Raw genomic sequence first — 23,544 nt, 5'->3', positions numbered from 1 at the left:
CTGGCATTGCCCAGGCCTCTTGTGGCGAGGGAGCTTGCTCCCGCTGGGCGGCGCAGCCGCCCCAATCGGGACCGCACATATATCCAGGCATACCGCGCCAACCGGTTTTACGACGGCTGCGCCGCCGAGCGGGAGCAAGCTCCCTCGCCACGGTTGTTTGCAGTGCCGGTTTTGGGAACGAACGAGAAGTGGCAACGATCTAGTCTTGCAGACTCCAGGGAGAGATCGCCATGTACCGGTTCTTCGAACAACTGAGTTCGCGCATTGCCGCCCCTTTCCTGGGGGATCGTTCGCGTAACAGCAAGGTCTGGCCGTGTCGTTGCGGTCAGTCCCTGTTCTTCCGCAACAGCCAGTGCCTGGCCTGTCTGGCGATGCTGGGCTATCAGCCGCAGGAAAGTCGCTTGTCGTCCCTGCAACCGGGCAACCAGCCTGGCACCTGGACATTGGACGTCGACCCCGAGGCCGGGCTGTTTCGCCGCTGCGCCAACCTCGACATGCCGGCGGCGTGCAACTGGCTGCTGCCGGCCAACGAGCACGAGACCTTGTGCATCGCCTGTCGCCTGAACCGCACCATTCCCGACCTGTCGATCCCGGAAAACCCTGAACGCTGGCGCAAGGTCGAAACCGCCAAACGCCGGCTGGTGGCGCAATTGATTACCCTGGGGTTGCCGGTCATTCCGAAAACCGTCGATGAAGACACCGGCCTGGCGTTCGATTTCATCGGGGCCGACCCCGACGGCAAACCGCCGACCACGGGCCATGCCAGCGGCCTGATTACCCTGGACATCCAGGAGGCCGACGATGCCCACCGCGAACATGTGCGCCAGCAGATGCGCGAGCCGTATCGCACCTTGCTCGGGCATTTTCGGCATGAGGTTGGGCACTATTATTGGGATCGGCTGATCGCCAACAGCCACTGGCTCGACGCGTTTCGCGGCTTGTTCGGCGACGAGCGCGCCAGTTATTCCGAGGCCTTGCAGCGGCACTACCAGCAAGGCGCCCCGCAGGATTGGCAAACCCGATACGTCAGCGCCTACGCCACCATGCACCCTTGGGAAGACTGGGCCGAAACCTGGGCGCACTACCTGCACATGATGGATGCGGTGGATACCGCCCTGGGTTTTGGCATGAGCGCCCGGGAATTGGATTTCGACTACCAGCCGTTTCCTCCCCAGACCCTGTTCGACCCGGAACACGTCGGCGGCGCTGCATTCCTGTCCTTCGTCAACGCCTGGATCGAACTGGCTGGCATGCTCAACGAACTGTCCCGCAGCATGGGCCAGCCGGATTTTTATCCTTTTGTCCTGCCGGCGGCGGTGATTACCAAGCTGCATTTCATTCACTTGGTGATTCAGGAAGAGGGGGGACGGGCGGATGAGGTGTTGTTGTGATTTTTCCGGCGGAGAATGTCTGAGTCGTCGGTCCCGTAGTCGGTGTTCCCACTACTGGCTTCTCAGTGAAAATTGATTCCGTTTGTTTGATGGCGTTTCGTGTTTGAGCTTCTCCGTTACCATGAGGCCGCCATGGATGATGGCCAATTCATTAAGGAAGATGTTATGAAACACGAAGAGCTTGATAAGACGTCAGTAGTTCCCAATGCCCCGCGCCGCCTTTCCCAGGCTGGACAAACTCGTTACACAATCATATTGGCCTGGCAGATCCCGGATAACGTTCGGCCCGACCAGGTTGCCGCTCACACGTTCCGGGTATCGGCAGTGGCGACGGGGCAGGTGCAATCTGTCCCTGCAACGAGGGTGCGACCGGACAGTCGTGGTTGGTATCGCCATGAGATAAGCGTCAGTGGCAGCGTTCGACCGGTTTCTTTCAATGTCCAGGTCCGGACCCAGGCAACCACTGGCGCCTATGGTCCGTTCTGTCCGGTAGTCGTTTGTAGTACTTCGTCTTGACGGGTCGGTAATGCTCGCGACGTAACCGGGCCGCATCATTTTGTTCGCTGTGGGAGCAGGGGCGCGGTTAGCCCCGTCCCTGCTCGATTCGTCCTGCTCCCATGACAAGTGCTTGAACATCTTCGGTTTTTTAATCCGCCGCGAACGGTTGTAACTTCTTGTCAGATAGGTACAATGGCGCGGCTCGCCGTCAGGCGTGCGTCGTTATGGTGACCCCATCGGTCCCCCCGCAACGATTACCCGTGAACCTGGTCAGATCCGGAAGGAAGCAGCCACAGCGGGAACATTGTGTGCCGGGGTGTGGCTGGTGGGGTTGCCTCCATAACGCTGACTCATCGGTCCTCGATGGGTATCTCTCAAAAAAATTCTTGAAATGTCAGCCCGAGCGATAGAAACCTGTCGGTCGGAACGCATGATCACGACCGTTGATCGGCTCTGTCATTTCTGACAGTAGATCTCAATATCGATCCCTCCTACGGTCTGCTCGACAGGCAGCCTGTTTCATGAGTGCCAATCTTTGGCACTTCGCAGTCGCAGCTGCCACGTAGCCGGAGGGCAGCGTGATGAGCGACGACATGGTGTTAACGCAAGGCAGGGGTGGCTCGGCTGTAAAGATCGCGGCGGCGCTGGGTTGGTTTGCCTTGCTGCTCCAGCTCTACCTGATCCTGATGTCGCGCTGGCACGGCGAGAAGAGTCTGCTGGGCGGGTTGGATATCTTTTTCAGTTACTTCACGGTGCTGACCAACATCCTGGTGGCAGTGGTGCTGACCTATGCAGCGACGACGGGGGATTCGGCGTTGCGGCGCTTTTTCCTGCGGATCTCGACCCAAGGCGGCGTGGCCGCTGCCATCGTCCTGGTCGGGCTGGCCTACAACCTGCTGTTGCGCGATGTGTGGGATCCCCAGGGCCTGCAGTGGCTGGCCGACGAGTTGCTGCACGACGTGATGCCCATCGTGTTCGTCGTTTATTGGTGGTTCTGCGTGCCCAAGGGGCTGCGCTGGAGTAATGTCTGGCCGTGGTTGCTTTATCCGCTGGCTTATTTCATCTATGCGCTGGTACGCGGTTACCTGGTCGACTCCTATCCCTATCCTTTCATAGACGTGAACGGGCTGGGTTATTCGCAAGTACTGGTCAACGCCTTGATGGTGCTGGTGGGGTTCGTGGTAGTGTCGCTGGTGGTGATTGCGGTGGATCGGGCGAAAGGGGAGCGCTGACTGTCCGCGTCGCAGTACTTCAGCTGGAAGTCACGTCGGTTGGCATGCCGCTATCGTCGGATCGCCGCCCGGAGCAGGCTCGCTCCACCGGTCTTTTATCGATCTCAAGACTTGGAAAGTGCTTGGTCTACCGCCGCGATCAGCTTCCCCAGGTCCTTCGGCATGGCTTTATGGATGACGTTGAACAGGTACGCTCGCTGTTCGTCTTCATCGCTCATGTCGGCGAAAAAGGCTTTCATCTGCACATCCAGCACCTTGGCAAGGAGGCACAAGGCTTCGATGCTGGGGATGTAGGCGCCGGTTTCGAAGCGGCTGATGGTTTTGGGGTCAAAACCGGTTTTTTCGCCAAGTTCAGCCTGAGTCAGCCCGGCTACTTTACGGTAGCGTCTGATGGCTGTACCCAAGCTTGAAATTTGCATCGCTCAATTCCCATTTAGAATCAAGAACTTAACGATAGATTTTTGCATTAGGCAACCGCATGTTCCATCACCTTGCTTTGCAAAATGTGATGCGTTTCGTAGAATCGGCCTTTGGCACGGGTGTTTGGTGACGTATTTCAGACGCCAGAAAGATGAAAAGGTTGGGTCTGTCATGAATGAAAGACACCCGGCCCCAGCCTGGCCTGCTGATTAAACCGGTCGGATCCGTGTCTTACACGTTTCAAGTGTCTGAGCCCTGTTGATTTCGTCTCTCTCGGGAGATAGCAACCGCGTGCGACAAATGGGCCTGACTCATGGATGACCGCTTCGATGGATAAGAAGTACCGCAGAGCCGTTGACGCCGCCGCGATTTTCTCGGAAACCGACCTGGACGGGCGGATCACTTACGTCAACGACCAGTTCTGTCAGCTTTTCGGCTACCGGCGCGACGAGCTGCTGGGGGGTAACCATCGCCTGCTCAATTCAGGGCAGCACCCTTCAGAGTTCTTCAGCGCCATGTGGCGCACCATTACCCTGGGACAGATCTGGAAAGGCGAGATCTGCAATCGAGCCAAGGACGGGACGCTGCATTGGGTCGATACGACATTGGTACCGGTCATCGATGATGTCACCGGGCTCATCGAGCGTTACCTGGCGATTCGCTTCGATGTCAGCGAAAAGCGCCGGTTGCTGCATTCACTGCAATGGCAGGTCGGGCACGACATGCTGACCGGCTTGCCAAATCGCACTTATCTGTCGGAGCTTCTGGATCAGGCCCTGGAGTTTTCCCGGGTGGAAAACTTTCCCCTGGCGGTGTGCATGCTCGACCTCGACGGTTTCAAAGCCGTGAACGACAGTCATGGTCACGCTACCGGTGATCGACTGCTGATTGAAGTCGCCCGGCGCCTGCGCAGTATTGTGCGAGGCGAGGATGTGGTGGCGCGGCTGGCGGGGGATGAGTTCGTGCTGGTGTTGCGCCATGTGCGGGGGCAGGAGGAATTGCACGGCGCGTTGAACCGTGTGTTGATTGCTGTCTCGATGCCCTATGCCATCGACGGTAAAACCATCAAGGTCTTCGCCAGCATCGGCGTCACGCTGCATCCCTGGGACAACGAGGATGCCGAGACTCTGTTGCGTCACGCCGACCAGGCGATGTACGTGGCCAAGCAGAGTGGTCGCAACCGCTTCCATGTGTTCGATGTGTCTCGGGACAAAGAGGTGCGGGCCACGTACCAGTCCGTCGAACGGGTCCGCCAGGCATTGGCCGATGACGAGTTGCGGCTGCATTTCCAGCCCAAGGTGAATATGCGCAACGGCAGCGTGGTCGGTCTCGAGGCGTTGCTGCGCTGGCGTCATCCGCAGCGTGGCCTGGTACCGCCACGGGAATTCCTTCCGTTGGTGGAGCAGACCGACCTGATCGTCGAGATCGGCGAGTGGGTCATGGAGCAGGTCATGACCCAGTTGCAGCGCTGGCAACAGGCGGGGCAGGGCTGGCCGGTAAGTATCAACATTTCGGCCCGCCATTTTCAGCGCACCGACTTTGTCGAGCGGTTGCAGCAGGTGCTGGAACGCCACCCGAGCGTGTCGCCGCGCATGCTGGATCTGCAGATCGTCGAATCCGTCGCCGTGGAAAATCTCGCGCATGTCAGCGCCTGCCTGCAAGCGTGCCAGGCCTTGGGCGTGGGATTTTCACTGGGTGGCTTCGGCACCGGCCACTGTTCCCTCAATGACCTCAAGCACCTGCGTACGCAAACCATCAAGATCGACAAGACCTTTGTCCGCGATATTCTCAAGGATCAGGATGACCTGGCCCTGACCGAAGCTGTCATTGGCCTGGCACGGGCGTTTGGCCGCGCAGTGGTAGCCGAGGGCCTGGACAGCCTGGAGCATGGCCAACTGCTGCTGCGCCTGGGATGCGAGATCGCCCAAGGTTATTTCATCGCTCGCCCGATGCCTGCCGAGCAAGTGCCTGGTTGGGCCACCGGGTACGTTGCGCCGCCGCAATGGCAGCAACGCGCTGTTGTTCAGGGCGAGCGGGCGCCAGCCCCGGACTCGGTATCGCGGCCGGTGTAGAGCTGGATGATCGCGTCGATTTCCCCCGATGCCTTCATGTCGGACAAGGTTTGCAATATGCGCTGCGCCGGAATGTTCGGGTCGTTGCGTATATAGCAGCTCAGCTCCTGTTCTTGCAGAACGGCCACTGGATGCAGTTGCTGGTCGGCGCTATGCCGTTGGTTGAACCAGTCCAGTGCCCATTGATTGGACACGCCATAGCGATAGCGGCCGGCCAGCAATTTTGCCAGCACCTGCTCCTGGCTGCGGGCATCGTCGCGACGCAGTTGGCCGTTATCGAACAGGGACTGCAATGTCGGGTAGCTATAGCCGAGCACGGTGCCGATGGGTTGTTGCCCCAGCATCGCAGGCACTACTTTCGACGGCGTGCCTGGCGCGCCGACCAGCAGGTCGCGCTGGAAGAACAGCGGGCCGCTCCACAGATAATCATCCCGGTCACTCACCCAGGCCGGGCTGACATAGCAGCGCATGTCGACTTCCCCGTGTTTCATCGCCCCGTCCAGCCGGGCGCGGGACAGGACATGGAACTGGGCCGGCATCCCGACCTGAGTCGCCAGGCTGACGAGGAGATCGGGAATGATGCCCTGGGTCGGCCGGCCCCGTTCGATCTGCACCATGGGCATGGCCCAGCCATCGGTCACGGCGATTCGCAACGGCATTTCTTCGGCAAAACATTCGGCAAAACAACCTGTCCCCAGTAATAACAATGCCCCCATCGCCGAACGCATACACTCTCCTGACTGTGCAAAACCCTGTCGACAACCCAATTGCTGAACCCATCTTAGTCAGATTAGACGAGCACACCGGATGCAATTTCGCCCCTGCTCCGCTAGCATTAGCCGCTTCTGCTTTCCAGTGGCGACGGTTTTCGATGAGTTATCAGGTTCTTGCACGTAAATGGCGCCCGCGCTCGTTCCGCGAAATGGTCGGCCAGACCCATGTGCTCAAGGCTCTGATCAATGCCTTGGACAGCCAGCGGCTGCACCATGCGTATTTGTTCACCGGTACTCGTGGCGTGGGCAAGACCACCATTGCGCGCATCATTGCCAAATGCCTGAACTGTGAAACCGGTATCACTTCGTCGCCGTGCGGTGAGTGTTCGGTCTGCCGGGAAATCGATGAAGGGCGCTTCGTCGACCTGATCGAGATCGACGCCGCCAGCCGCACCAAGGTCGAAGATACCCGCGAATTGCTCGATAACGTGCAGTACGCGCCGAGCCGTGGGCGCTTCAAGGTCTACCTGATCGACGAAGTGCACATGCTTTCCAGCCACTCCTTCAATGCGCTGCTCAAGACCCTCGAAGAACCGCCGCCCTACGTCAAGTTCATCCTGGCGACCACCGATCCGCAGAAACTTCCGGCAACGATTTTGTCGCGCTGCCTGCAATTCTCCCTGAAGAACATGACGCCGGAGCGGGTCGTCGAGCATTTGACCCATGTGCTGGGCGTCGAGAATGTCCCGTTCGAAGACGACGCGCTGTGGCTGCTGGGCCGCGCCGCCGATGGTTCGATGCGCGACGCCATGAGCCTGACCGACCAGGCCATTGCCTTCGGCGAAGGCAAGGTCATGGCCGCTGATGTACGGGCGATGCTCGGTACCCTGGACCACGGCCAGGTCTATGACGTCCTGCACGCGCTGATCGAAGGCGACGCCAAGGCGTTGCTCGAAGCCGTGCGGCACCTGGCCGAACAGGGCCCGGACTGGAATGGCGTGCTCTCGGAGATTCTCAACGTGCTGCACCGGGTCGCCATCGCCCAGGCCTTGCCGGAGGGTGTCGACAACGGCCACGGTGATCGCGACCGGGTATTGGCCCTGGCCCGGGCGCTGCCAGCCGAGGATGTGCAATTCTACTACCAGATGGGCCTGATCGGCCGTCGCGACCTGCCGCTGGCTCCGGATCCGCGGGGCGGCTTCGAAATGGTCCTGCTGCGCATGCTGGCGTTCCGACCGGCCGATACGGCGGACGCGCCGAGGCAGGCGCTAAAGCCAGTGGGGATCAGCCAGGCCACAGCTGATTCCGCCAGGCCAGTGGCTGCCGCGCCCGTGGTTGCGCCGGCAGTGGCTACGGCCCCGGTAGCGCCGGCGGCTGTTGTTGCGCCTGAGCCGGAGCCCGGCCTTGAGCCCGAGCCCGAGCCTTGCGTTGACACAGTATCCGAGCCTGTCGTGGCGGAGGTCATCGATCTGCCCTGGAACGACCCGGTCGAGCCCGAGGTTATCCAGCAACCGGCGGTAGAGCCTGTATTGGAAACCATTGCCGAGCAGCCAGAGTTGCCGCCGATGCCGCTGCCGACGCCTGACAGCGTGGTGCCCGATGCGCCGGAGTGGGTTGCCGCACCCGTGCCCGAGCCGACGGTGGCCGAGGTCGAGCATGCCACGCCGGGCATGGACCTGGACGACGAGCCGCCGCTGGACGAGGACTACATTGAGCCAGACATGGATTCGGCGTACAGCTATCTCGACGACCTCGCCAGTGAGCACGCCGCCGAGCCAGCGCCGGAGCCCGAGCCGGAACCGGCGGCGATGCCGGCCACCGGGTTGGCCCTGCAATGGCTGGAATTGTTCCCGAAGCTGCCGATCACCGGCATGACCGGCAGCATTGCCGCCAACTGCACGCTGATCTCGGTAGAAGGCGACCATTGGCTGTTGCACCTGGACCCGGCCCACAGCGCGCTGTTCAACGCGACCCAACAGCGGCGTCTCAACGACGCGCTGAACCAGTACCATCAGCGCACCCTGACGCTGAGCATCGAGTTGATCAAGCCTGAGCAGGAGACCCCGGCCCAGGCGGCCTCCCGGCGTCGTGCCGACCGCCAGCGCGAGGCCGAGGAGTCGATCCACAGTGATCCGTTCATCCAGCAGATGATGCAGCAGTTCGGTGCGGTGGTCCGCCACGATACTATCGAACCTGTCGAGGCCCCGGTCACCCAGGGCTCATAACTGAAAGCGCCGGGCCATATGGGCCGGGCGCGGTGTTTATCCACGTACTTTCGAGGTGATTCCCATGATGAAAGGTGGCATGGCCGGCCTGATGAAACAGGCGCAGCAGATGCAGGAAAAAATGGCCAAGATGCAGGAAGAACTGGCCAACGCCGAAGTCACCGGCAAGTCCGGCGGCGACATGGTGACCGTGGTCATGACCGGTCGTCATGACATCAAGCGCGTCAGCATCGACCCGAGCGTGGTCGAAGGCCTGAGCGAAGACGACAAGGAGATGCTCGAAGCCTTGTTCGCCGCCGCTGTCAACGATGCGGTGCGCAAGATCGAAGCCAACAGCCAGGACAAGATGTCCGGCATGACCGCCGGCATGCAACTGCCACCGGGCATGAAACTGCCGTTCTGATTCGCCATCCCGGTCGGGATGGGCTACACCCAATGCCAGGCATCGCGCCTGGCATTTTTGTTTCTGCTCCAGATAAGGTGGCGGCAGTGACATCGCCATCGCGAGCAGGCCCGCTCCCACAATGGATCGAATGCCCTGATGTCCGCGTCCGCCACAGTTTCCTGTGAGAGCGAGTCTGCTCGCGATGAAGGCACCACCACCCAACGGCAAGAACATCGAACACTGCCCCTCCAATAAGGTCTGCTCCCTATAGCCCATCCAACGATCAAGGAGAACGCCCCATGTCTCAGGCATCGACCCCCAGCCAGCGCATCGTCCTCGCCTCTCGCCCCAAAGGCGCACCCACCCCGGACAATTTCCGTCTGGAGCAGGTGACGCTGCCGGACCTGGCGCAAGGACAGATCCTGCTCAAGACGCTGTTCCTGTCCTTGGACCCGTACATGCGTGGTCGCATGAGTGACGCACCGTCCTACGCCGCTCCGGTAGAAATCGACCAGGTAATGACCGGTGGCGCTGTCAGTCGCGTGGAGCGTTCGATGCACCCGAAATTCCAGGAAGGTGACCTGGTGGTGGGCGCCACGGGTTGGCAGAGCCACAGCATCAGCGACGGGCGCAACGTGATCCCGATTCCATCAGGGCTCCCGAGCCCTTCAATGGCCCTGGGCGTGCTGGGCATGCCTGGCATGACGGCGTATATGGGACTGATGGACATCGGTCAACCCAAGGCCGGCGAAACCCTGGTGGTCGCGGCGGCCTCAGGCGCCGTGGGCTCGGTGGTCGGCCAGGTGGCAAAGATCAAGGGGCTGCGGGTGGTCGGCGTGGCGGGTGGCAGCGAGAAATGCAAGTACGTGGTCGACGAACTGGGGTTCGACGCCTGTATCGATCACAAAAGCGAGCGTTTTGCAGAAGAACTGGCCCAGGCTTGTGACAAGGGCATCGATATCTATTATGAAAACGTCGGCGGCAAGGTCTTCGATGCCGTTGTCCCGTTGCTCAACGCCAAGGCACGGATCCCGCTGTGTGGCCTGATCGCGTCCTACAACGAACATCAGGCGCCGAGCGGCCCGGATCGCTTGCCGGCCTTACAGCGCACCTTGCTGACCAAGCGCGTGCGGATCCAGGGCTTCATCGTGTTCGACGACTACGGTGACCGTCAGCCGGAATTCATCAGCGCCATGGCACCGTGGGTGCGCGACGGCAAGGTCAAGTTCCGTGAAGATGTGGTCGATGGCCTCGAGAATGCGCCACAGGCCTTTATCGGTCTGCTGGAAGGGCGCAACTTCGGTAAGTTGGTGGTGCGGGTGGCGCAGGATTGAGTATTTGACGCTAATCGGAGGCGCGGGTATAAACCGCGTCTCGTTGTTATGTCGGACATTTCCTCCATGAGCTTCAGCCCTTTGATTCGCCAACTGATCGACGCCCTGCGAACCTTGCCGGGTGTAGGTCAGAAAACTGCCCAGCGCATGGCCTTGCAGTTGCTGGAGCGCGATCGCAGCGGTGGTTCGCGTCTGGCCCAGGCGTTGAGCCAGGCCATGGAGGGTGTGGGGCACTGCCGTTTATGCCGCACCCTCACCGAGGACGACCTCTGCCCGCAATGCGCCGATCCACGGCGGGACGACACCCTGCTATGCGTCGTCGAAGGGCCGATGGACGTGTATGCAGTGGAGCAGACCGGTTTCCGCGGTCGTTATTTCGTGCTCAAGGGCCATTTGTCGCCTTTGGATGGCCTTGGGCCGGAAGCCATTGGCATCCCGGAACTGATGGCGCGTATCGAAGAGGCAGGGACTTTCACTGAAGTCATTCTGGCGACCAACCCTACGGTGGAAGGCGAAGCCACGGCCCACTACATCGCCCAGTTGCTGAGCAACAAGGGGCTGGTCGCTTCGCGTATCGCCCATGGCGTGCCGCTGGGGGGCGAGCTGGAGCTGGTGGACGGCGGGACGCTGGCGCACTCGTTTGCCGGGCGTAAGCCGATTACTCTCTGACAGACACCCAATATCCCTGTGGGAGCGAGCTACCACAGGGGTGGGTGTCATCGGCGGGTTATCGTTCGCTCAGCGAAAACTGCGTCAGGCAGAACGTCGGGATGCCCATGTCTTCCAGGCGCTGCGAGCCCAGCAGTTCCGGCAGGTCAATGATCGCTGCCGCCTCGTGGACCTTGGCGCCCATGCGGCGGATCAGGTTGGCAGCGGCGATCAGCGTGCCACCGGTGGCAATCAGGTCATCGAACATCACCACCGAGTCGCCCTCGCACAGGCTGTCGGCATGCACTTCGAGGAAGGCTTCGCCGTACTCGGTCTGGTAACCCTCGGCTAGCACGTCCGCCGGCAGTTTGCCTTGCTTGCGGAACAGCACCAGCGGCTTGTTCAGTTGATAGGCCAGGATCGAGCCGATCAGGAAACCCCGCGCATCCATCGCGCCGATGTGGGTGAATTCGGCCTCGACATAACGGTGGGCGAAACTGTCCATCACCAGCCGCAGGGCGGTCGGGGATTGAAACAGCGGGGTAATGTCGCGAAAGATCACGCCCGGCTTGGGGAAGTCAATCACGGGGCGGATCAGGGATTTGATGTCGAAGGAGTCGAAGACCATCGTTCAGGTGTCCTGGCAGTGCTACAAACGCGGCAGTATAGCGCGGCCGGGACGATCGCTCAGTGTCCTTCGGCCGCGCTGGTGAATCAGCCGTCGAGCGAACCGCCGGCCAGGGCGCAGAGCTGGATCGGGTCGAGGATATGGATTTCCTTGCCTTCGGCGGCGATCAACTCATTCTGCTGGAAGCGGGTAAACACCCGGGACACGGTTTCCACCGCCAGGCCCAGGTAGTTGCCGATTTCATTGCGGGACATGCTCAGGCGGAACTGGTTGGCCGAGAACCCGCGGGCGCGGAAGCGTGCCGAGAGGTTGACCAGGAAGGTGGCGATGCGTTCGTCGGCGGTTTTCTTCGAAAGCAGCAGCATCATTTGCTGATCGTCACGGATTTCCCGGCTCATCACGCGCATCAGCTGGCGGCGCAGCTGCGGCAGTTGCAGCGCCAGCTCGTCGAGACGTTCGAAGGGAATTTCGCACACCGACGTGGTTTCCAGCGCCTGGGCCGAGACCGGATGGGTCTCGGTGTCCATGCCGGACAGGCCCACCAGCTCGCTGGGCAGGTGGAAGCCGGTGAGCTGCTCCTCGCCACCGTCGCTCAGGTTGAAAGTCTTCAAGGCGCCCGAGCGTACCGCATAGACGGAATCAAAGGCGTCGCCCTGGCGAAACAGAAACTCGCCTTTCTTCAACGGACGGCCCCGTTTGACGATTTCATCCAGCGCGTCCATGTCCTCTAGATTCAGAGAAAGTGGCAGGCAGAGGGGGGCCAGACTGCAGTCCTTGCAATGGGCCTGGCTATGAGCGCGCTGTTTGACTGGCTCGGACATTTCTTAAATCCTTGTGGGAAAAACACACATAAGCCGTAAGGGTAACCCAGCAAAGGATCTCCGACCAGTGCGGTGTTCTCGTCAAATTGTCGCGCTCAGATGACTCGGGAGAATCGCTGCCGATTATGCTGCTCCAGATAGGCGTCGAACGCCATGCACACCGAGCGCACCAGCAGTCGCCCGGCGGGCAATACGGTGATGTGGCTGCGGTCCAGCTCGATCAGTCCATCCTCGGCCATGGCCTGCAACTGCGGCCACAGGCTGGCGAAGTATTCGCAAAAATCAATGCTGAAACGGCGTTCGATCTCGGCGAAGGGCAGGTGAAAGTGGCAGATCAACTGCTGGATCACCGCACGGCGCAATCGGTCGTCAGGCGTGCAAAACAAACCGCGGGCGGTCGCCAGCTGACCATCGGCCAGGGTGTTCTGGTAGTGGCTCAGGTCACTGCTGTTCTGGCAGTACAGATCGCCGATCTGGCTGATGGCCGAGACCCCCAGGCCAATCAGGTCGCAATGGCCGTGGGTGGTGTAGCCCTGGAAGTTGCGTTGCAGGGTGCCTTCTTCCTGGGCAATCGCCAAGTCGTCATCGGGGAGGGCGAAGTGGTCCATGCCGATGTAGCGGTAACCGGCGGCGGTCAGCTGCTCGATGGTGCCCTGCAACATCGCCAGCTTCTGCACTGGATTGGGCAGGTCCTGGCTGTTGATCCGCCGCTGGGGCATGAAACGCTCCGGCAGGTGCGCGTAGTTGAAGACCGAGAGCCGATCCGGTTGCAGGCTGATGACCTCTTCAACCGTGCGGGCAAAGTTTTCGGGGGTTTGCTTGGGCAGGCCGTAGATCAGGTCGATGTTGATCGAGCGAAATTGCAGCGTTCGGGCAGCTTCGATGACCGCGCGGGTTTCGTCCAGGCTTTGCAGGCGATTGACCGCACGTTGCACGGCCGGGTCAAGGTCTTGCACGCCGATGCTGACCCGATTGAAGCCCAGTTCGCGCAACAGGCCCATGGTCGACCAGTCGGCCTCGCGAGGATCGATTTCGATGCCGTAGTCGCCGGAGTCATCGTCCAGCAGGTTCAGATACTGGCGCAGCTTTGCCATCAGCTGGCGCAGTTCGTCGTGGCTGAGGAAGGTCGGGGTTCCGCCGCCCAGGTGCAATTGCTCCACGCGCTGGGCCGGGTCCAGGTGGCAGCCGATCAGTTGGATCTCCTGTTCCAGGCGTTGCAGGTAGGCGTGGGCACGACCACGGTCCTTGGTGATGACTTTGTTGCAAGCGCAGTAGTAACAAATGTTCGCGCAGAATGGCACGTGCACGTACAGCGACAGCGAGCGCTGGGCCTTGCGGCTCTCGCGCAGGGCATGAAGCAGGTCGAAGGTACCGACCTGGCTACCGAACTGCGCCGCGGTCGGGTACGAGGTATAGCGTGGTCCCGCCAGGTCGTAGCGGCGGATCAGGTCAGAGTCCCAACGAAGGGCGTCGAGCATGCGGGCATTCCCCGGATAGGCTGGCATGGTCGCGAGTCTAGGGGCACCGGCGTGATGGCGTGTTGATTTGCATCAACGGGGCAGGGGCTGGGCAGATATCTTGTGGGAGCGGGCTTGCTCGCGAAAGCGGTCCGGCATTCGATATTGATGCAAGCTGGCCCGGCGCCTTCGCGGGCAAGCCCGCTCCCACAATTGATCAGGGTGGACACAAATTCGGTGTTCGCCACCGATTCCCTGTGGGAGCGAGCCTGCTCGCGATGGCAGGCGACTCGGTCAATGCCCCATCAGCCAATGCTGATGCGGCCCCGGCAGGGTCCAGACGCCGAATATGATCACCAGCAAGCCACCGGCCATGCGCACGCTGCGTTTACGCAGCAGGGCGGTGACGCGTTCGGCCGCAAGGCCCGTGGCGAGCAGCACCGGCCAGGTGCCGAGGCCGAAGGCAAGCATCAGCAACGCGCTGTCCAGCGCATTACCCTGGCTGGCGGCCCATAGCAGGGTGCTGTAGACCAGGCCGCACGGCAGCCAGCCCCAGAGCGCGCCGAGCAGCAATGCGCGGGGCAGGCTCGATACCGGCAGCAAGCGGTTGGCGATGGGCTGGATGTGCCGCCACAAGCCACGACCGACGCTTTCGATGCGGGTCAGGCCGCTCCACCAACCGGCCAGGTACAGGCCCATGACAATCAACAACACGCCGGCCAGCACCCGCATGAACATCGCCGCCGGGCTGTTGGCGACGGCCCAGCCGGCCAGGCCGATCAGCAACCCGGCGCCGGCGTAGCTGAGGATCCGCCCCAGGTTGTACGCCAGCAACAGCTGCAAGCGCCGGCTGCGCTGCTCCTTGGGAATCGCCAGGGTCAGGGCACCCATCAGCCCGCCACACATTCCCAGGCAATGCCCGCCGCCCAGCAGGCCGAGGATGATCGCCGAGACCAGCAGTGGCGCCAGATCAAGCATGGGGCGGGGCCTTGTCGTCCGGTTCGCGGGGCTGGCCGTCGGCTTCATCCACCGCCGCCTTGTGGTTCGGGTCCTGATCGTCGAACAGAATGCTATGGGCCGGACCGTCGAGATCATCGTACTGTCCGCTGTCCACGGCCCAGAAGAAAATGTACACGGCGATGGCGACGATCAGCAGCGCCGCCGGGATCATCACGTAAAGAGCAGGCATCTCGGAACTCCAGGCCCGCGTGGCTCAGGCCGGCAGCGGGCGGGTATCGGGCGTGGCGTCGAATACTATTGCCTTGGGCTGACGGGTCAGCCTCAGCGCATTCAGCACCACGGTCAACGAACTGATGGACATGCCGACCGCCGCCCACACTGGGGTAATCCAGCCGAGGGCGGCGAACGGCAACATGAGGCCATTGTACAGGCCCGCCCACACCAGGTTCTCGATGATTACCCGTCGGGTGCGTCGGGCCAGGCTGAAAGCATGGACCAGGGCGTCGAGGCGGTTGGACAGCAGCACGGCGTCGGCGCTGGTCTTGGCAAGGTCGGTGGCCGAGCCCATGGCGACGCTGATGTCGGCAGCCGCGAGCACTGGCACATCATTCACCCCGTCACCGAGCATCAACACCTTGCATCCTTGCTGGTGCAGCTGTTGCAGCACCGCCAGTTTATCGTCCGGACGCAAGCCGCCCCGGGCCTCGTCGATGCCCAGTTCGGCGGCGACGCCGGCGACCATCGGCGAGCTGTCGCCTGACAGCAGCAGCGTATGCCAACCCCGGGCCTTGCAGGCTGCCAACAACGCCGGGGCATCGGCGCGCAGGCGATCATCGAGGACGAACCAGGCCAGGGGAGCGATTTCATCGCCCAGCAACAACCATTGCCCAGGCTCGTCGGGCATGACAGGTTGCGCGACGCCACTCAACTGACAGACGAAGCCGGGCTGGCCGATGCGCAGGCGCTGTTCGCCCACCAGGCCTTCGAGCCCAAGCCCCGGCGTGCTGTGGACCTGTTCGGCGGCCAGCGGCGCACGGCCGAAGGCGCGGGCGATAGGGTGTTCGGAGCGGTTTTCCAGGGCCGCCGCCAATCCCAGGCACTGATCGCTGTCGAGGGTCGCCAACGGTCGAACGGCGCGCAGTGCCAGGCGGCCTTCGGTGAGGGTGCCGGTCTTGTCGAAGATCACCGTGTCGATCTGGTTCAAGCCCTCCAGCACATGACCGCGCGTCAGCAGCAACCCGAGCTTGTGCAAGGTGCCGGTGGCGGCGGTGAGCGCGGTCGGCGTGGCGAGGGACAGCGCGCAAGGGCAGGTGGCGACCAGCATCGCCAGGACGATCCAGAAGGCGCGGGGGGCGTCCAGTTGCCACCACAACAGACCGATGGCTGCAGCGGCCGCCAGCGAGAACAGCAGAAACCACTGGGCGGCGCGATCGGCGATTTCCGCCAGTCGCGGCTTCTCGGCCTGGGCGCGTTCGAGCAGGCGCACGATGGCCGACAACCGGGTTTCTTGCCCAAGCGCCAGCACCTCGACCGTCAAGGCGCCTTCGACATTGAGCGTGCCGGCAGTGACCGCGTCGCCCACCCGGCGAGGTTGGGGCAGGTATTCGCCGGTCAGCAACGATTCGTCGATGCTGGATTGACCGTCGAGGATCTTGCCATCGGCCGGCAGCACGGCCCCCGGATGCACCAGCACGCGGTCGCCGGTGCGCAACTCGCTCAGCAGGATGCGTTCGCTCTGGCCGTTTTCTTCCAGGCGCAGGCATGAGGCCGGCAGCAGGTTGACCAGTTGCGCAGTGGCGGCAGCGGTACGTTCCCGGGCCCGGCGCTCCAGGTAGCGGCCCGCCAACAGGAACAGGGCGAACATGCCAACAGCGTCGAAATACAGCTCGCCAGCGCCTGTAATCGAGGTCCAGATCCCGGCGATGTAGGCGCTGCCGATTGCCAGGGACACCGAAACGTCCATGGTCAGGTGGCGCGTACGCAGATCACGCATCGCGCCCTTGAAGAACGGCGCGCAGCTATAGAACACGATGGGCGTGGTGAGAAACAGGGCCACCCAGCGCAGGATGGTATGCATCTCCGGGCTCAGGTCGATGTTGAATTCCGGCCAGGTGGCCATGGTCGCCATCATCGCCTGGAACCACAGCAGCCCGGCCACGCCCAACTGGCGCAGGGCCAGGCGGTTCTGCGCGGCGAGCTGTTCGCTGGCCTGGTCGGCCTGGTACGGGTGGGCGACGTATCCGATCTGGCGCAGCTCGGCGAGCAGCGTGCTCAGCGGCAACTGCGCATCGGCCCAACGCACATGCAGCCGATGGTTGGACAGATTCAAGCGTGCTTCGGCGACGGCCGGCAGGCTGCGCAATTGTTTTTCGATCAGCCAGCCGCAGGCGGCGCAACTGATGCCTTCCATCAACAGGGTGGTTTCGGCCAACTCGCCTTCATGACGCACGAACGATTGCTGCACGTCGGGTCGATCGTACAGCGCCAGTTCGTCGGTCAGCTGGATCGGCAGGGTTTCAGGGTTGGCCGAGGCTTCACTGCGATGCTGGTAGTAACTCTCCAGGCCGCCCGCGACAATGGCCTCGGCCACCGCCTGGCAGCCCGGGCAGCACAGCTGACGGGTTTCACCGAGGATAACGGCGGTGAAGTGACTGCCGGGTGGGACGGGCAGGGCGCAGTGGTAGCAGGGCAGGGGACTGTTCATGGGTGTCGCATGAAGGCCTTTGTGGCTGAAGAGCTTGCTGTTTGTGAACATTGTCCGTGGCGAGGGAGCTTGCTCCCGCTCGGCTGCGAAGCAGTCGTCCGGCCAATGGATGAAAGACAAAAACAGGGCCGCTTTGCGGCCCAGCGGGAGCAAGCTCCCTCGCCACAGGGAAGCGGTTTACTTTTTCAGGTCTTCGGCCCCTTGCAGCGGTTCATCGCCGAGCAAGATGGCCTGATCATGATTGATCTGCTCTTCCTCGAACAGACGCCAGGTCTTGTCGTTCTGCGCCCCCAGCAATTCGACAAATCGCCGGCCTTCGATCTTGTCCGTCAGTTGGCCCACGTAGCGCCCCGGCTCGCTGTCGTTGCGGGTCAGGACGATCTTGCGATCCTTCTCCGGTTGGGTCGGGGAGATCAGGCTCAGTTCCAGGGTCTGGGGCCGGCTGTTGCCGCTCAGGCGCAGGTTCACCTCGCCGGTGACATCGTCCAGTTGCACGTTGGCATGCAGTTGCAGGGTCTGGGCCAGCAGTTCACGCTCCAGCGAACGGTTGATGCCCTTGCCGGCTTCGTAGTAGTTGTCGTTGACCAGGTTGTCCGGGTTTTTCACCGCAATGGTCACCATCGTCAGGCTCAGGGTGACCGAGCAGGCCAGGATCCCGATGATGATCCACGGCCAGAGGTGCTTGTACCAAGGGCTGGTGGCAGTTGCTGCAGGCATGGGCATTTCTCTCAACGGGTCTGTGGGCCGATGAACCGGCTCTTGGCTTGGACATGGACGCTTTCGTCATCGGCATCCTTGAGGATGAAGGTCACCTCGTTGGTGCTCGATGGCAATTGTTCCGGCGCGCTGGACAGTTCTACCGGCTGGCTGAAGATCTCGCCGGCCGCGACCTTGATCTCTCGCCGGCCCTGCAGCTTGAGATCGGGCAGCCCGGTGGCTTCCAGGATGTAGGTGTGGTCGCGCTGGTCCTTGTTCATGATCTTCAGGCTGTAGACGTTCTCGATCCGGCCTTCGGCGTTTTCGCGGTACAGCACGCGGTCCTTGCTGACGTCGAAACCCACCAGCGAACGCATGAAGAACGCCGCCACCAGCAGGCTGATCATCGCCAGCAAGACCAGGGCATAACCGATCAGGCGCGGGCGCAGTTTATGGGTTTTCTGCCCCGACAGGTTGTGTTCGGTGGTGTAGCTGATCAGGCCGCGTGGGTAATCCATCTTGTCCATGATGTTGTCGCAGGCGTCGATGCAGGCCGCGCAGCCGATGCATTCGATCTGCAGGCCGTCGCGGATGTCGATGCCGGTCGGGCAGACCTGGACGCACATGGTGCAGTCGATGCAATCGCCCAGGCCCAGGGCCTTGTAGTCAATGCCTTTCTTGCGTGGGCCGCGGCTTTCTCCGCGGCGCGGGTCGTAAGACACGATCAGCGTGTCCTTGTCGAACATCACGCTCTGGAAGCGTGCGTACGGACACATGTAGATGCACACTTGCTCACGCAGCCAACCGGCGTTGCCATACGTAGCCAGGGTGAAGAAACCGACCCAGAAATACGACCAGCCATCGGCCTGGCCGGTGAAGAACTCGAACACCAGTTCGCGGATCGGTGTGAAGTAACCGACGAAGGTCATGCCGGTGACGAAGCCGATCAACAGCCACAGGCTGTGCTTGGCCAGCTTGCGCAAAAACTTGTTGGCGCCCATGGGCGCCTTGTCGAGTTTGATGCGCTGGTTGCGGTCGCCTTCGGTGACTTTTTCGCACCACATGAAAATCCAGGTCCACACGCTTTGCGGGCAGGTGTAGCCACACCAGACGCGCCCGGCATAGACCGTAATGAAAAACAGGCCGAAGGCCGCAATGATCAGCAATCCGGACAGCAGGATGAAGTCCTGGGGCCAGAAGGTCGCGCCGAAAATAAAGAATTTGCGTTCCGGCAGGTTCCACCAGACGGCCTGGTGGCCGCCCCAGTTCAACCAGACCGTACCGAAATACAGCAGGAACAATACCGCACCGCCGACCATCCGCAGGTTGCGAAACAGGCCGGTGAAAGCGCGGGTGTAGATCTTTTCCCGAGAGGCGTACAGGTCGATGCTTTTGTTCGCATCTTTGGCAGGCGGGGTAACGTCATGTACCGGAATCTGGTTGCTCATCAATTGCATCCCACGGCAGTGGAAAAGTGCCGAGGCCAGTACGTGCCGACCACGGTCAGAAGGATGTTGCAGTGGCGCAATGATACGCCTGTCGCTCTAGCTCAAGGGTGCGACCTTTGGTCGCGTTGGGCGCAAGGGGCGAATGGTGTAGCGGATGTAACAAGTCATGATCCAGATCAATTGACTTGTCGAGTATAGCTGTCCCGCCGCAGCAGATGACGTCGATGGGATTTCCATCGACGTCGCATTGAGTCTTATCGAACGTCGATGGTGTGGCGGGCGACAGGGTTGCGCCAGTCGTTGTCGGCAACGACATTGACGATCAGTCGTTTCCTGTCGTCAGCGATCTTTACATATAGCCAGGCCTTGCTTGCGGCCGAGCCACTCATGAACAGCGGCACGTCGCCGTAGATGTAGTTGGACGGGTAATGCCCGTGCTTCTTGTCCGTGGTGTGGGAAAACACAGCAGTGACGCCGTAGTCATCGATCAGCTTGGTGAAACGATTGATCTCCGTCTCTCTGACGGGCCAGTGGAATGGCTGATGCAGGTTCAACAGAATGATTTTCCCTTTTGAGCGAGCCTTTTGCAGATCACGCTCCAACCAGTCGAGGGACGACGTGATTTCATAGGCGGTTGTATTGAAGACGGCCTGCGTAGAGAAATTCACCGAGTAGACCGGTTGGTTGTGCAACTGAACCAGATGCACATCGCCAAAATCCTTGGAATAGGCCAGGCTCCCGTACCAGGTTTTCGTCAGGCCCGAGGCCCTGGCCGACAAGTCCATGTTCGGCACTTTTCCCCAGTATCGCGTTTTCAGATCATCGACGCTTGCGGCGGCGCAACTGGCGCAACTTTCGACATTGAAGTCGTAGTCATGATTACCCAGGCCATAGTCGTAAAGATTGTTCAGTTTGTTCTGCAGGACTGTCTTGATATAGCCACGCTCGCTGGAGTGGCCTGATCGAGTCAGGTTGCCGTTAATCATGACCGGGACGGCACCCGGCCCACCCGACTGCTCACGAAACTCTGCGATGCTGGCGTACTGGGCCTCGATCAGCCATCGGGAGCGGGACTCTGTGTCCGCCCTGGATTCCGGTTCGCCGTTTTCGGACTTTTCACTGGAGGGGTACTTCGGGCTTGCGGCGAATACGATGTGTTCGGGGGGAACATCGGCAGCAAACGAATGGGTGACCGGTACGCAGCAGCAAAGTAATAAGGCTGATAAAAGTCTCAGGTGGATCGAGTTCTTCATGGAAATCCTTTTCTATGAATAGTTGAGGGGGCTGAGTTGTCGTGTTACCGGGGTGACTTTATCGAGAGGCACTTCCGGAGGCCAGAAAGTGCCGAGGTTATATTGATAATGTTTATTTCGGCGAAGTGGTTGGGAACAGCAAGCCCCTTGGCCATTCCAGCGGAGTTGTCTGGTTGTACAGTTACAGGCTGTACAAAATGTTGTAGAACGAGGTCTGTTCGTCCTTTATCAAAGACAGGTCATGGCCCGTTTCGAGACAAACAGGTTCTCCGTTGACTGAAGCGGATTGATCGTATCGAGCAACGCGTTGAGCACCTGCCGCTTGTCTTGGGCATAGGCGTTCAGGAATACGTCGGGATACATCAGTTCACTGTGATGATCGTTGAGCGGAAAACGGTGGTGGGTATTGTCGGGTTCGACTAATAACCTGACGATGCTCTCTTGATAGTCTTTCAGCGTGGCCAGCAGCACCTTTTCTTTCCTGCTGTTGGCCCTGATCGCTGTATAGATCAAGTCTATAACGCTCAGAAAATCCACTGGCCCCAACGCGTCGGTCGCCATCATCAACTGATGGTCTTCGATGCTGAACCGACGATAGGCCTCGTCATCGATGCTCAATTCGAAGAGGAGGAACCTGAGCATGTGGTTTCTCAGTTGCGCATCTGCGTCGAGCGGGCTGTTCTTCAGGCTGAGCAACTGGACCAAATAGAAAAAAATGAAATAGTCCTTGTTGGTTCGCTGACGGTTGTCGATTTCAAGCAGGTAGCCAAAACGCGACAGGAGCAGGATGACGGCGTAACAATCCGACTCCGTGAAGCCGCTTTTTGCCATGATCCTTTCAAAGGCACTGTTGGAAAAAAGATCGTGCCAGCGGCTCACGCTGAAGGGGCAGCCGTTATGCTTTCTAGCCACGACACGAAGCAGTAAGGGCTCGTCCTCTTCGTAAAAAATGGCGCCTAGCGCCTTGGGGTAGGGGCGGGCGTTCAAGAAGTTTTCAAGTTTGTAGGAAAGATGCTCGGATAGGTCCATTTTTATCTGATATTAGTCCGTGGACTGATCCATGAAGAAAAGTCTGCGATGTAAATTTCATTAAGCTTCAAATCGGGTGGTATGTCTTCAATGCTGTCTGCAATTTCGTCATAGGGAGAGGGGAGTACGTAGGAAAAACCAAAATCCTCGTCAATGATCAGTGAACCGTTGAAGATGCGTTGGCGTGCGGTGAGTTTTTTTATCTGAGCAAATGCCATACCTGTGGAAAGGGTATCTTTGTATCGTCCTTTGTAGCGCGTGTTGCAACCTATAGAGAAAATTGTTCCGTCGGCAAGTGTCGAGACGGTGATAGTTTTATCGACCACGTAGGCGGTCCTTGTTTCGTTATCCGGCAAGGTGTAAATCTTTACTTCGACCTTGTGTTCTGTATACAGGGCGTTGACATAGGTCGAAATATTTTCGCCCAGTAGTATATTGGCGGCGGAGTGTTTTGATTTTATCTCTGCTGAAAAATCAATCATTTTATAATCCATTCATGAGTGTGCCGTTCACATACACTGGCGAGTCTTTGATAAGGTCATAATTTTTAAAGTCGCCGTGGCCGATTCTTCCAAATACAACATCCTCGCCGGCTTTGTTGGTTTTATACACTTTCCAATAATCATTGCCGTGAATGTTGGGCTGGGTAGAGCTACCCCCAGGATGGTAGTCAAGCTTGTAGGTGGCTCCGGATTTTGTAGTGCGCACATATTGAACGTGTTGGATTGCATCCGGTCTGCCGGCCTGAGGATAGGTTTTTGCCCAGCCTCGGGCCGTCAGGTAGCCGTCGACGTCGGCGGGTTTTTTGCCAGACAATTTTCCAACCCATCGTTTAGCGATGGTGTTTTTCCTGGCGAAGCCTTTCGCTGATGTGCAGCTTAATCCTAATGGATCAACATAGCCGGCGGGGTTCGGCGCATAGACGTAGTGATTAAATCCCCCCGCCAACCCAATCGGATCCGGCGTAATAAACCGCCCCACATCCGGATCATAAAACCTGAACGTATTGAAATGCAGCCCCGTCTCCCGGTCCAGGTATTGCCCCTGGAACCGTAGGTTCTGCTCCTCGATGTAATACGGCTCGCGCACTTCTTGCAGCGTGTTGCCCCACACCCGGTACGTCGCCCGCCAAACGCTGTGCCCATCGGCTTCGGTGAGTTGTTCCGGCAGGCCGTTGAGGTCGTTGTGGTAGTAGCGCACTTTTTGCAGCGCGCCGCTGCCGTCGACGCGGGCCAGGGGTTCGTAGCCTTGGTCTTCGTACAGATAGAGGCTGGTCTGTTGGTGGCGGTGTTCCTGCAACAGGCGCAGGCCGTCCCAGGTGAAGCGGGTTTCGCCCAGGGAGTAGCCGTTGGGGTCGTGCTCGGTCTTGGTGATGCGTCGGCCCAGCGGGTCGTAGGTCATGCGCACAACGCTGCCGTTTTCATTGCGCACTTCGATCAGGCGGCTTTCGGTGTCGTAGGCGAAGTGTTGCACGCCGTGCTTGGCGCTGCGTTTTTCGATCAGGCGGCCGAAGGCGTCGTAGCGGTAGCGTTTGTCCTGGTAGGTCAGCAGTTTGTTGTGGGCCACCAGCCCGGCGCCTGCCTGCGGGCCGTCCAGCAGGTTGGCGGCGGCGTCGTAGGCGAAGGTTTCG

Annotated in this window: 21 protein-coding genes and 1 other RNA gene; 8 read left to right on the top strand and 14 right to left on the bottom strand. The window is 60.4% G+C overall.

Annotated elements, in window-relative coordinates; translation table 11 throughout:
• Positions 1 to 230: 230 nt before the first annotated feature.
• The 3 genes from ACLEJR_RS01850 (at position 231) to ACLEJR_RS01840 (ending at position 3,121) form a co-directional block, all read left to right on the top strand.
• On the top strand, positions 231 to 1,391 hold the full coding sequence (locus tag ACLEJR_RS01850; protein WP_440799254.1) for a zinc-binding metallopeptidase family protein: 1,161 nt from the start codon (positions 231 to 233) through the stop codon (positions 1,389 to 1,391).
• Positions 1,392 to 2,123: 732 nt separating this feature from the next.
• Positions 2,124 to 2,220: signal recognition particle sRNA small type (gene ffs / locus ACLEJR_RS01845), an RNA gene on the top strand.
• 250 nt (positions 2,221 to 2,470) lie between these two features.
• On the top strand, positions 2,471 to 3,121 hold the full coding sequence (locus ACLEJR_RS01840) for a Pr6Pr family membrane protein (RefSeq protein WP_440811824.1): 651 nt from the start codon (positions 2,471 to 2,473) through the stop codon (positions 3,119 to 3,121).
• Between the two features lie 104 nt (positions 3,122 to 3,225).
• Here the strand turns inward: ACLEJR_RS01840 and ACLEJR_RS01835 are convergent, their stop codons facing one another.
• Positions 3,226 to 3,540 carry a helix-turn-helix domain-containing protein gene (locus ACLEJR_RS01835; protein ID WP_440799250.1) on the bottom strand — a complete coding sequence of 105 codons (315 nt, stop codon included), beginning with the start codon at positions 3,538 to 3,540 and terminating at the stop codon, positions 3,226 to 3,228.
• A 330-nt stretch (positions 3,541 to 3,870) separates the two neighbouring features.
• On the opposite strand from ACLEJR_RS01835, the gene ACLEJR_RS01830 reads away from it, so the two are divergent.
• Positions 3,871 to 5,613: a putative bifunctional diguanylate cyclase/phosphodiesterase gene (locus ACLEJR_RS01830; protein WP_440811822.1), complete on the top strand. Its 1,743-nt coding sequence runs from the start codon at positions 3,871 to 3,873 to the stop codon at positions 5,611 to 5,613.
• On the opposite strand, the gene ACLEJR_RS01825 is transcribed toward ACLEJR_RS01830, so the two are convergent.
• Positions 5,565 to 6,341: a substrate-binding periplasmic protein gene (locus ACLEJR_RS01825; RefSeq protein WP_440799246.1), complete on the bottom strand. Its 777-nt coding sequence runs from the start codon at positions 6,339 to 6,341 to the stop codon at positions 5,565 to 5,567. The two genes, ACLEJR_RS01830 and ACLEJR_RS01825, sit on opposite strands and share 49 nt — an antisense overlap.
• A gap of 143 nt (positions 6,342 to 6,484) precedes the next feature.
• On the opposite strand from ACLEJR_RS01825, the gene dnaX reads away from it, so the two are divergent.
• The 4 genes from dnaX to recR all read left to right on the top strand — a co-directional run bounded on the left by dnaX (position 6,485) and on the right by recR (position 10,939).
• Positions 6,485 to 8,551, top strand: coding sequence for a DNA polymerase III subunit gamma/tau (gene dnaX / locus ACLEJR_RS01820; RefSeq protein WP_440811820.1), 2,067 nt, complete (start codon positions 6,485 to 6,487; stop codon positions 8,549 to 8,551).
• Positions 8,552 to 8,615: 64 nt separating this feature from the next.
• The gene (locus ACLEJR_RS01815) at positions 8,616 to 8,954 is read left to right on the top strand and encodes a YbaB/EbfC family nucleoid-associated protein (protein ID WP_003183512.1); all 339 of its coding nucleotides are present in this window, start codon (positions 8,616 to 8,618) and stop codon (positions 8,952 to 8,954) included.
• A 281-nt stretch (positions 8,955 to 9,235) separates the two neighbouring features.
• Positions 9,236 to 10,270 carry an NADP-dependent oxidoreductase gene (locus tag ACLEJR_RS01810; protein WP_440811818.1) on the top strand — a complete coding sequence of 345 codons (1,035 nt, stop codon included), beginning with the start codon at positions 9,236 to 9,238 and terminating at the stop codon, positions 10,268 to 10,270.
• 66 nt (positions 10,271 to 10,336) lie between these two features.
• Positions 10,337 to 10,939, top strand: a complete 603-nt coding sequence (gene recR, locus ACLEJR_RS01805; protein ID WP_440799240.1) for a recombination mediator RecR — start codon at positions 10,337 to 10,339, stop codon at positions 10,937 to 10,939.
• A 58-nt stretch (positions 10,940 to 10,997) separates the two neighbouring features.
• Here the strand turns inward: recR and ACLEJR_RS01800 are convergent, their stop codons facing one another.
• From ACLEJR_RS01800 to ACLEJR_RS01745, 12 genes are all read right to left on the bottom strand, one after another.
• A complete protein-coding gene (locus tag ACLEJR_RS01800; RefSeq protein ID WP_041020481.1) occupies positions 10,998 to 11,546 on the bottom strand; it encodes an adenine phosphoribosyltransferase in 549 nt (182 codons plus the stop codon).
• Between the two features lie 86 nt (positions 11,547 to 11,632).
• The gene (fnr, locus tag ACLEJR_RS01795) at positions 11,633 to 12,367 is read right to left on the bottom strand and encodes a fumarate/nitrate reduction transcriptional regulator Fnr (protein ID WP_440799238.1); all 735 of its coding nucleotides are present in this window, start codon (positions 12,365 to 12,367) and stop codon (positions 11,633 to 11,635) included.
• Positions 12,368 to 12,462: 95 nt separating this feature from the next.
• Positions 12,463 to 13,845, bottom strand: a complete 1,383-nt coding sequence (gene hemN / locus ACLEJR_RS01790) for an oxygen-independent coproporphyrinogen III oxidase (RefSeq protein WP_440811815.1) — start codon at positions 13,843 to 13,845, stop codon at positions 12,463 to 12,465.
• A 273-nt stretch (positions 13,846 to 14,118) separates the two neighbouring features.
• Complete coding sequence (locus ACLEJR_RS01785) at positions 14,119 to 14,802, bottom strand: sulfite exporter TauE/SafE family protein (RefSeq protein WP_440811813.1); 684 nt, start codon at positions 14,800 to 14,802, stop codon at positions 14,119 to 14,121.
• A complete protein-coding gene (gene ccoS / locus ACLEJR_RS01780) occupies positions 14,795 to 15,013 on the bottom strand; it encodes a cbb3-type cytochrome oxidase assembly protein CcoS (protein WP_053158784.1) in 219 nt (72 codons plus the stop codon). The genes ACLEJR_RS01785 and ccoS overlap by 8 nt, the downstream gene beginning before the upstream one ends.
• A 24-nt stretch (positions 15,014 to 15,037) precedes the next feature.
• Positions 15,038 to 17,488, bottom strand: coding sequence for a heavy metal translocating P-type ATPase (locus ACLEJR_RS01775; RefSeq protein ID WP_440811811.1), 2,451 nt, complete (start codon positions 17,486 to 17,488; stop codon positions 15,038 to 15,040).
• A 177-nt stretch (positions 17,489 to 17,665) separates the two neighbouring features.
• Positions 17,666 to 18,205 carry a FixH family protein gene (locus tag ACLEJR_RS01770; RefSeq protein ID WP_440799230.1) on the bottom strand — a complete coding sequence of 180 codons (540 nt, stop codon included), beginning with the start codon at positions 18,203 to 18,205 and terminating at the stop codon, positions 17,666 to 17,668.
• An 11-nt stretch (positions 18,206 to 18,216) separates the two neighbouring features.
• On the bottom strand, positions 18,217 to 19,632 hold the full coding sequence (gene ccoG, locus ACLEJR_RS01765; RefSeq protein WP_440799228.1) for a cytochrome c oxidase accessory protein CcoG: 1,416 nt from the start codon (positions 19,630 to 19,632) through the stop codon (positions 18,217 to 18,219).
• 254 nt (positions 19,633 to 19,886) lie between these two features.
• On the bottom strand, positions 19,887 to 20,885 hold the full coding sequence (locus ACLEJR_RS01760) for a metallophosphoesterase family protein (RefSeq protein WP_440811807.1): 999 nt from the start codon (positions 20,883 to 20,885) through the stop codon (positions 19,887 to 19,889).
• A 228-nt stretch (positions 20,886 to 21,113) separates the two neighbouring features.
• Positions 21,114 to 21,914, bottom strand: a complete 801-nt coding sequence (locus ACLEJR_RS01755) for a hypothetical protein (RefSeq protein WP_440811804.1) — start codon at positions 21,912 to 21,914, stop codon at positions 21,114 to 21,116.
• Between the two features lie 2 nt (positions 21,915 to 21,916).
• Positions 21,917 to 22,396: a hypothetical protein gene (locus tag ACLEJR_RS01750; protein ID WP_440811802.1), complete on the bottom strand. Its 480-nt coding sequence runs from the start codon at positions 22,394 to 22,396 to the stop codon at positions 21,917 to 21,919.
• Position 22,397: 1 nt separating this feature from the next.
• On the bottom strand, positions 22,398 to 23,544 hold a 1,147-nt coding region (locus ACLEJR_RS01745), incomplete at its 5' end, for an RHS repeat-associated core domain-containing protein (RefSeq protein WP_440811800.1).

Source organism: Pseudomonas sp. SMN5, from assembly GCF_052041925.1.
Classification (GTDB): domain Bacteria; phylum Pseudomonadota; class Gammaproteobacteria; order Pseudomonadales; family Pseudomonadaceae; genus Aquipseudomonas.
The sequence above is the reverse complement of the archived record's forward strand: the minus strand, read 5'-3'. Positions and strand labels throughout refer to the sequence as shown.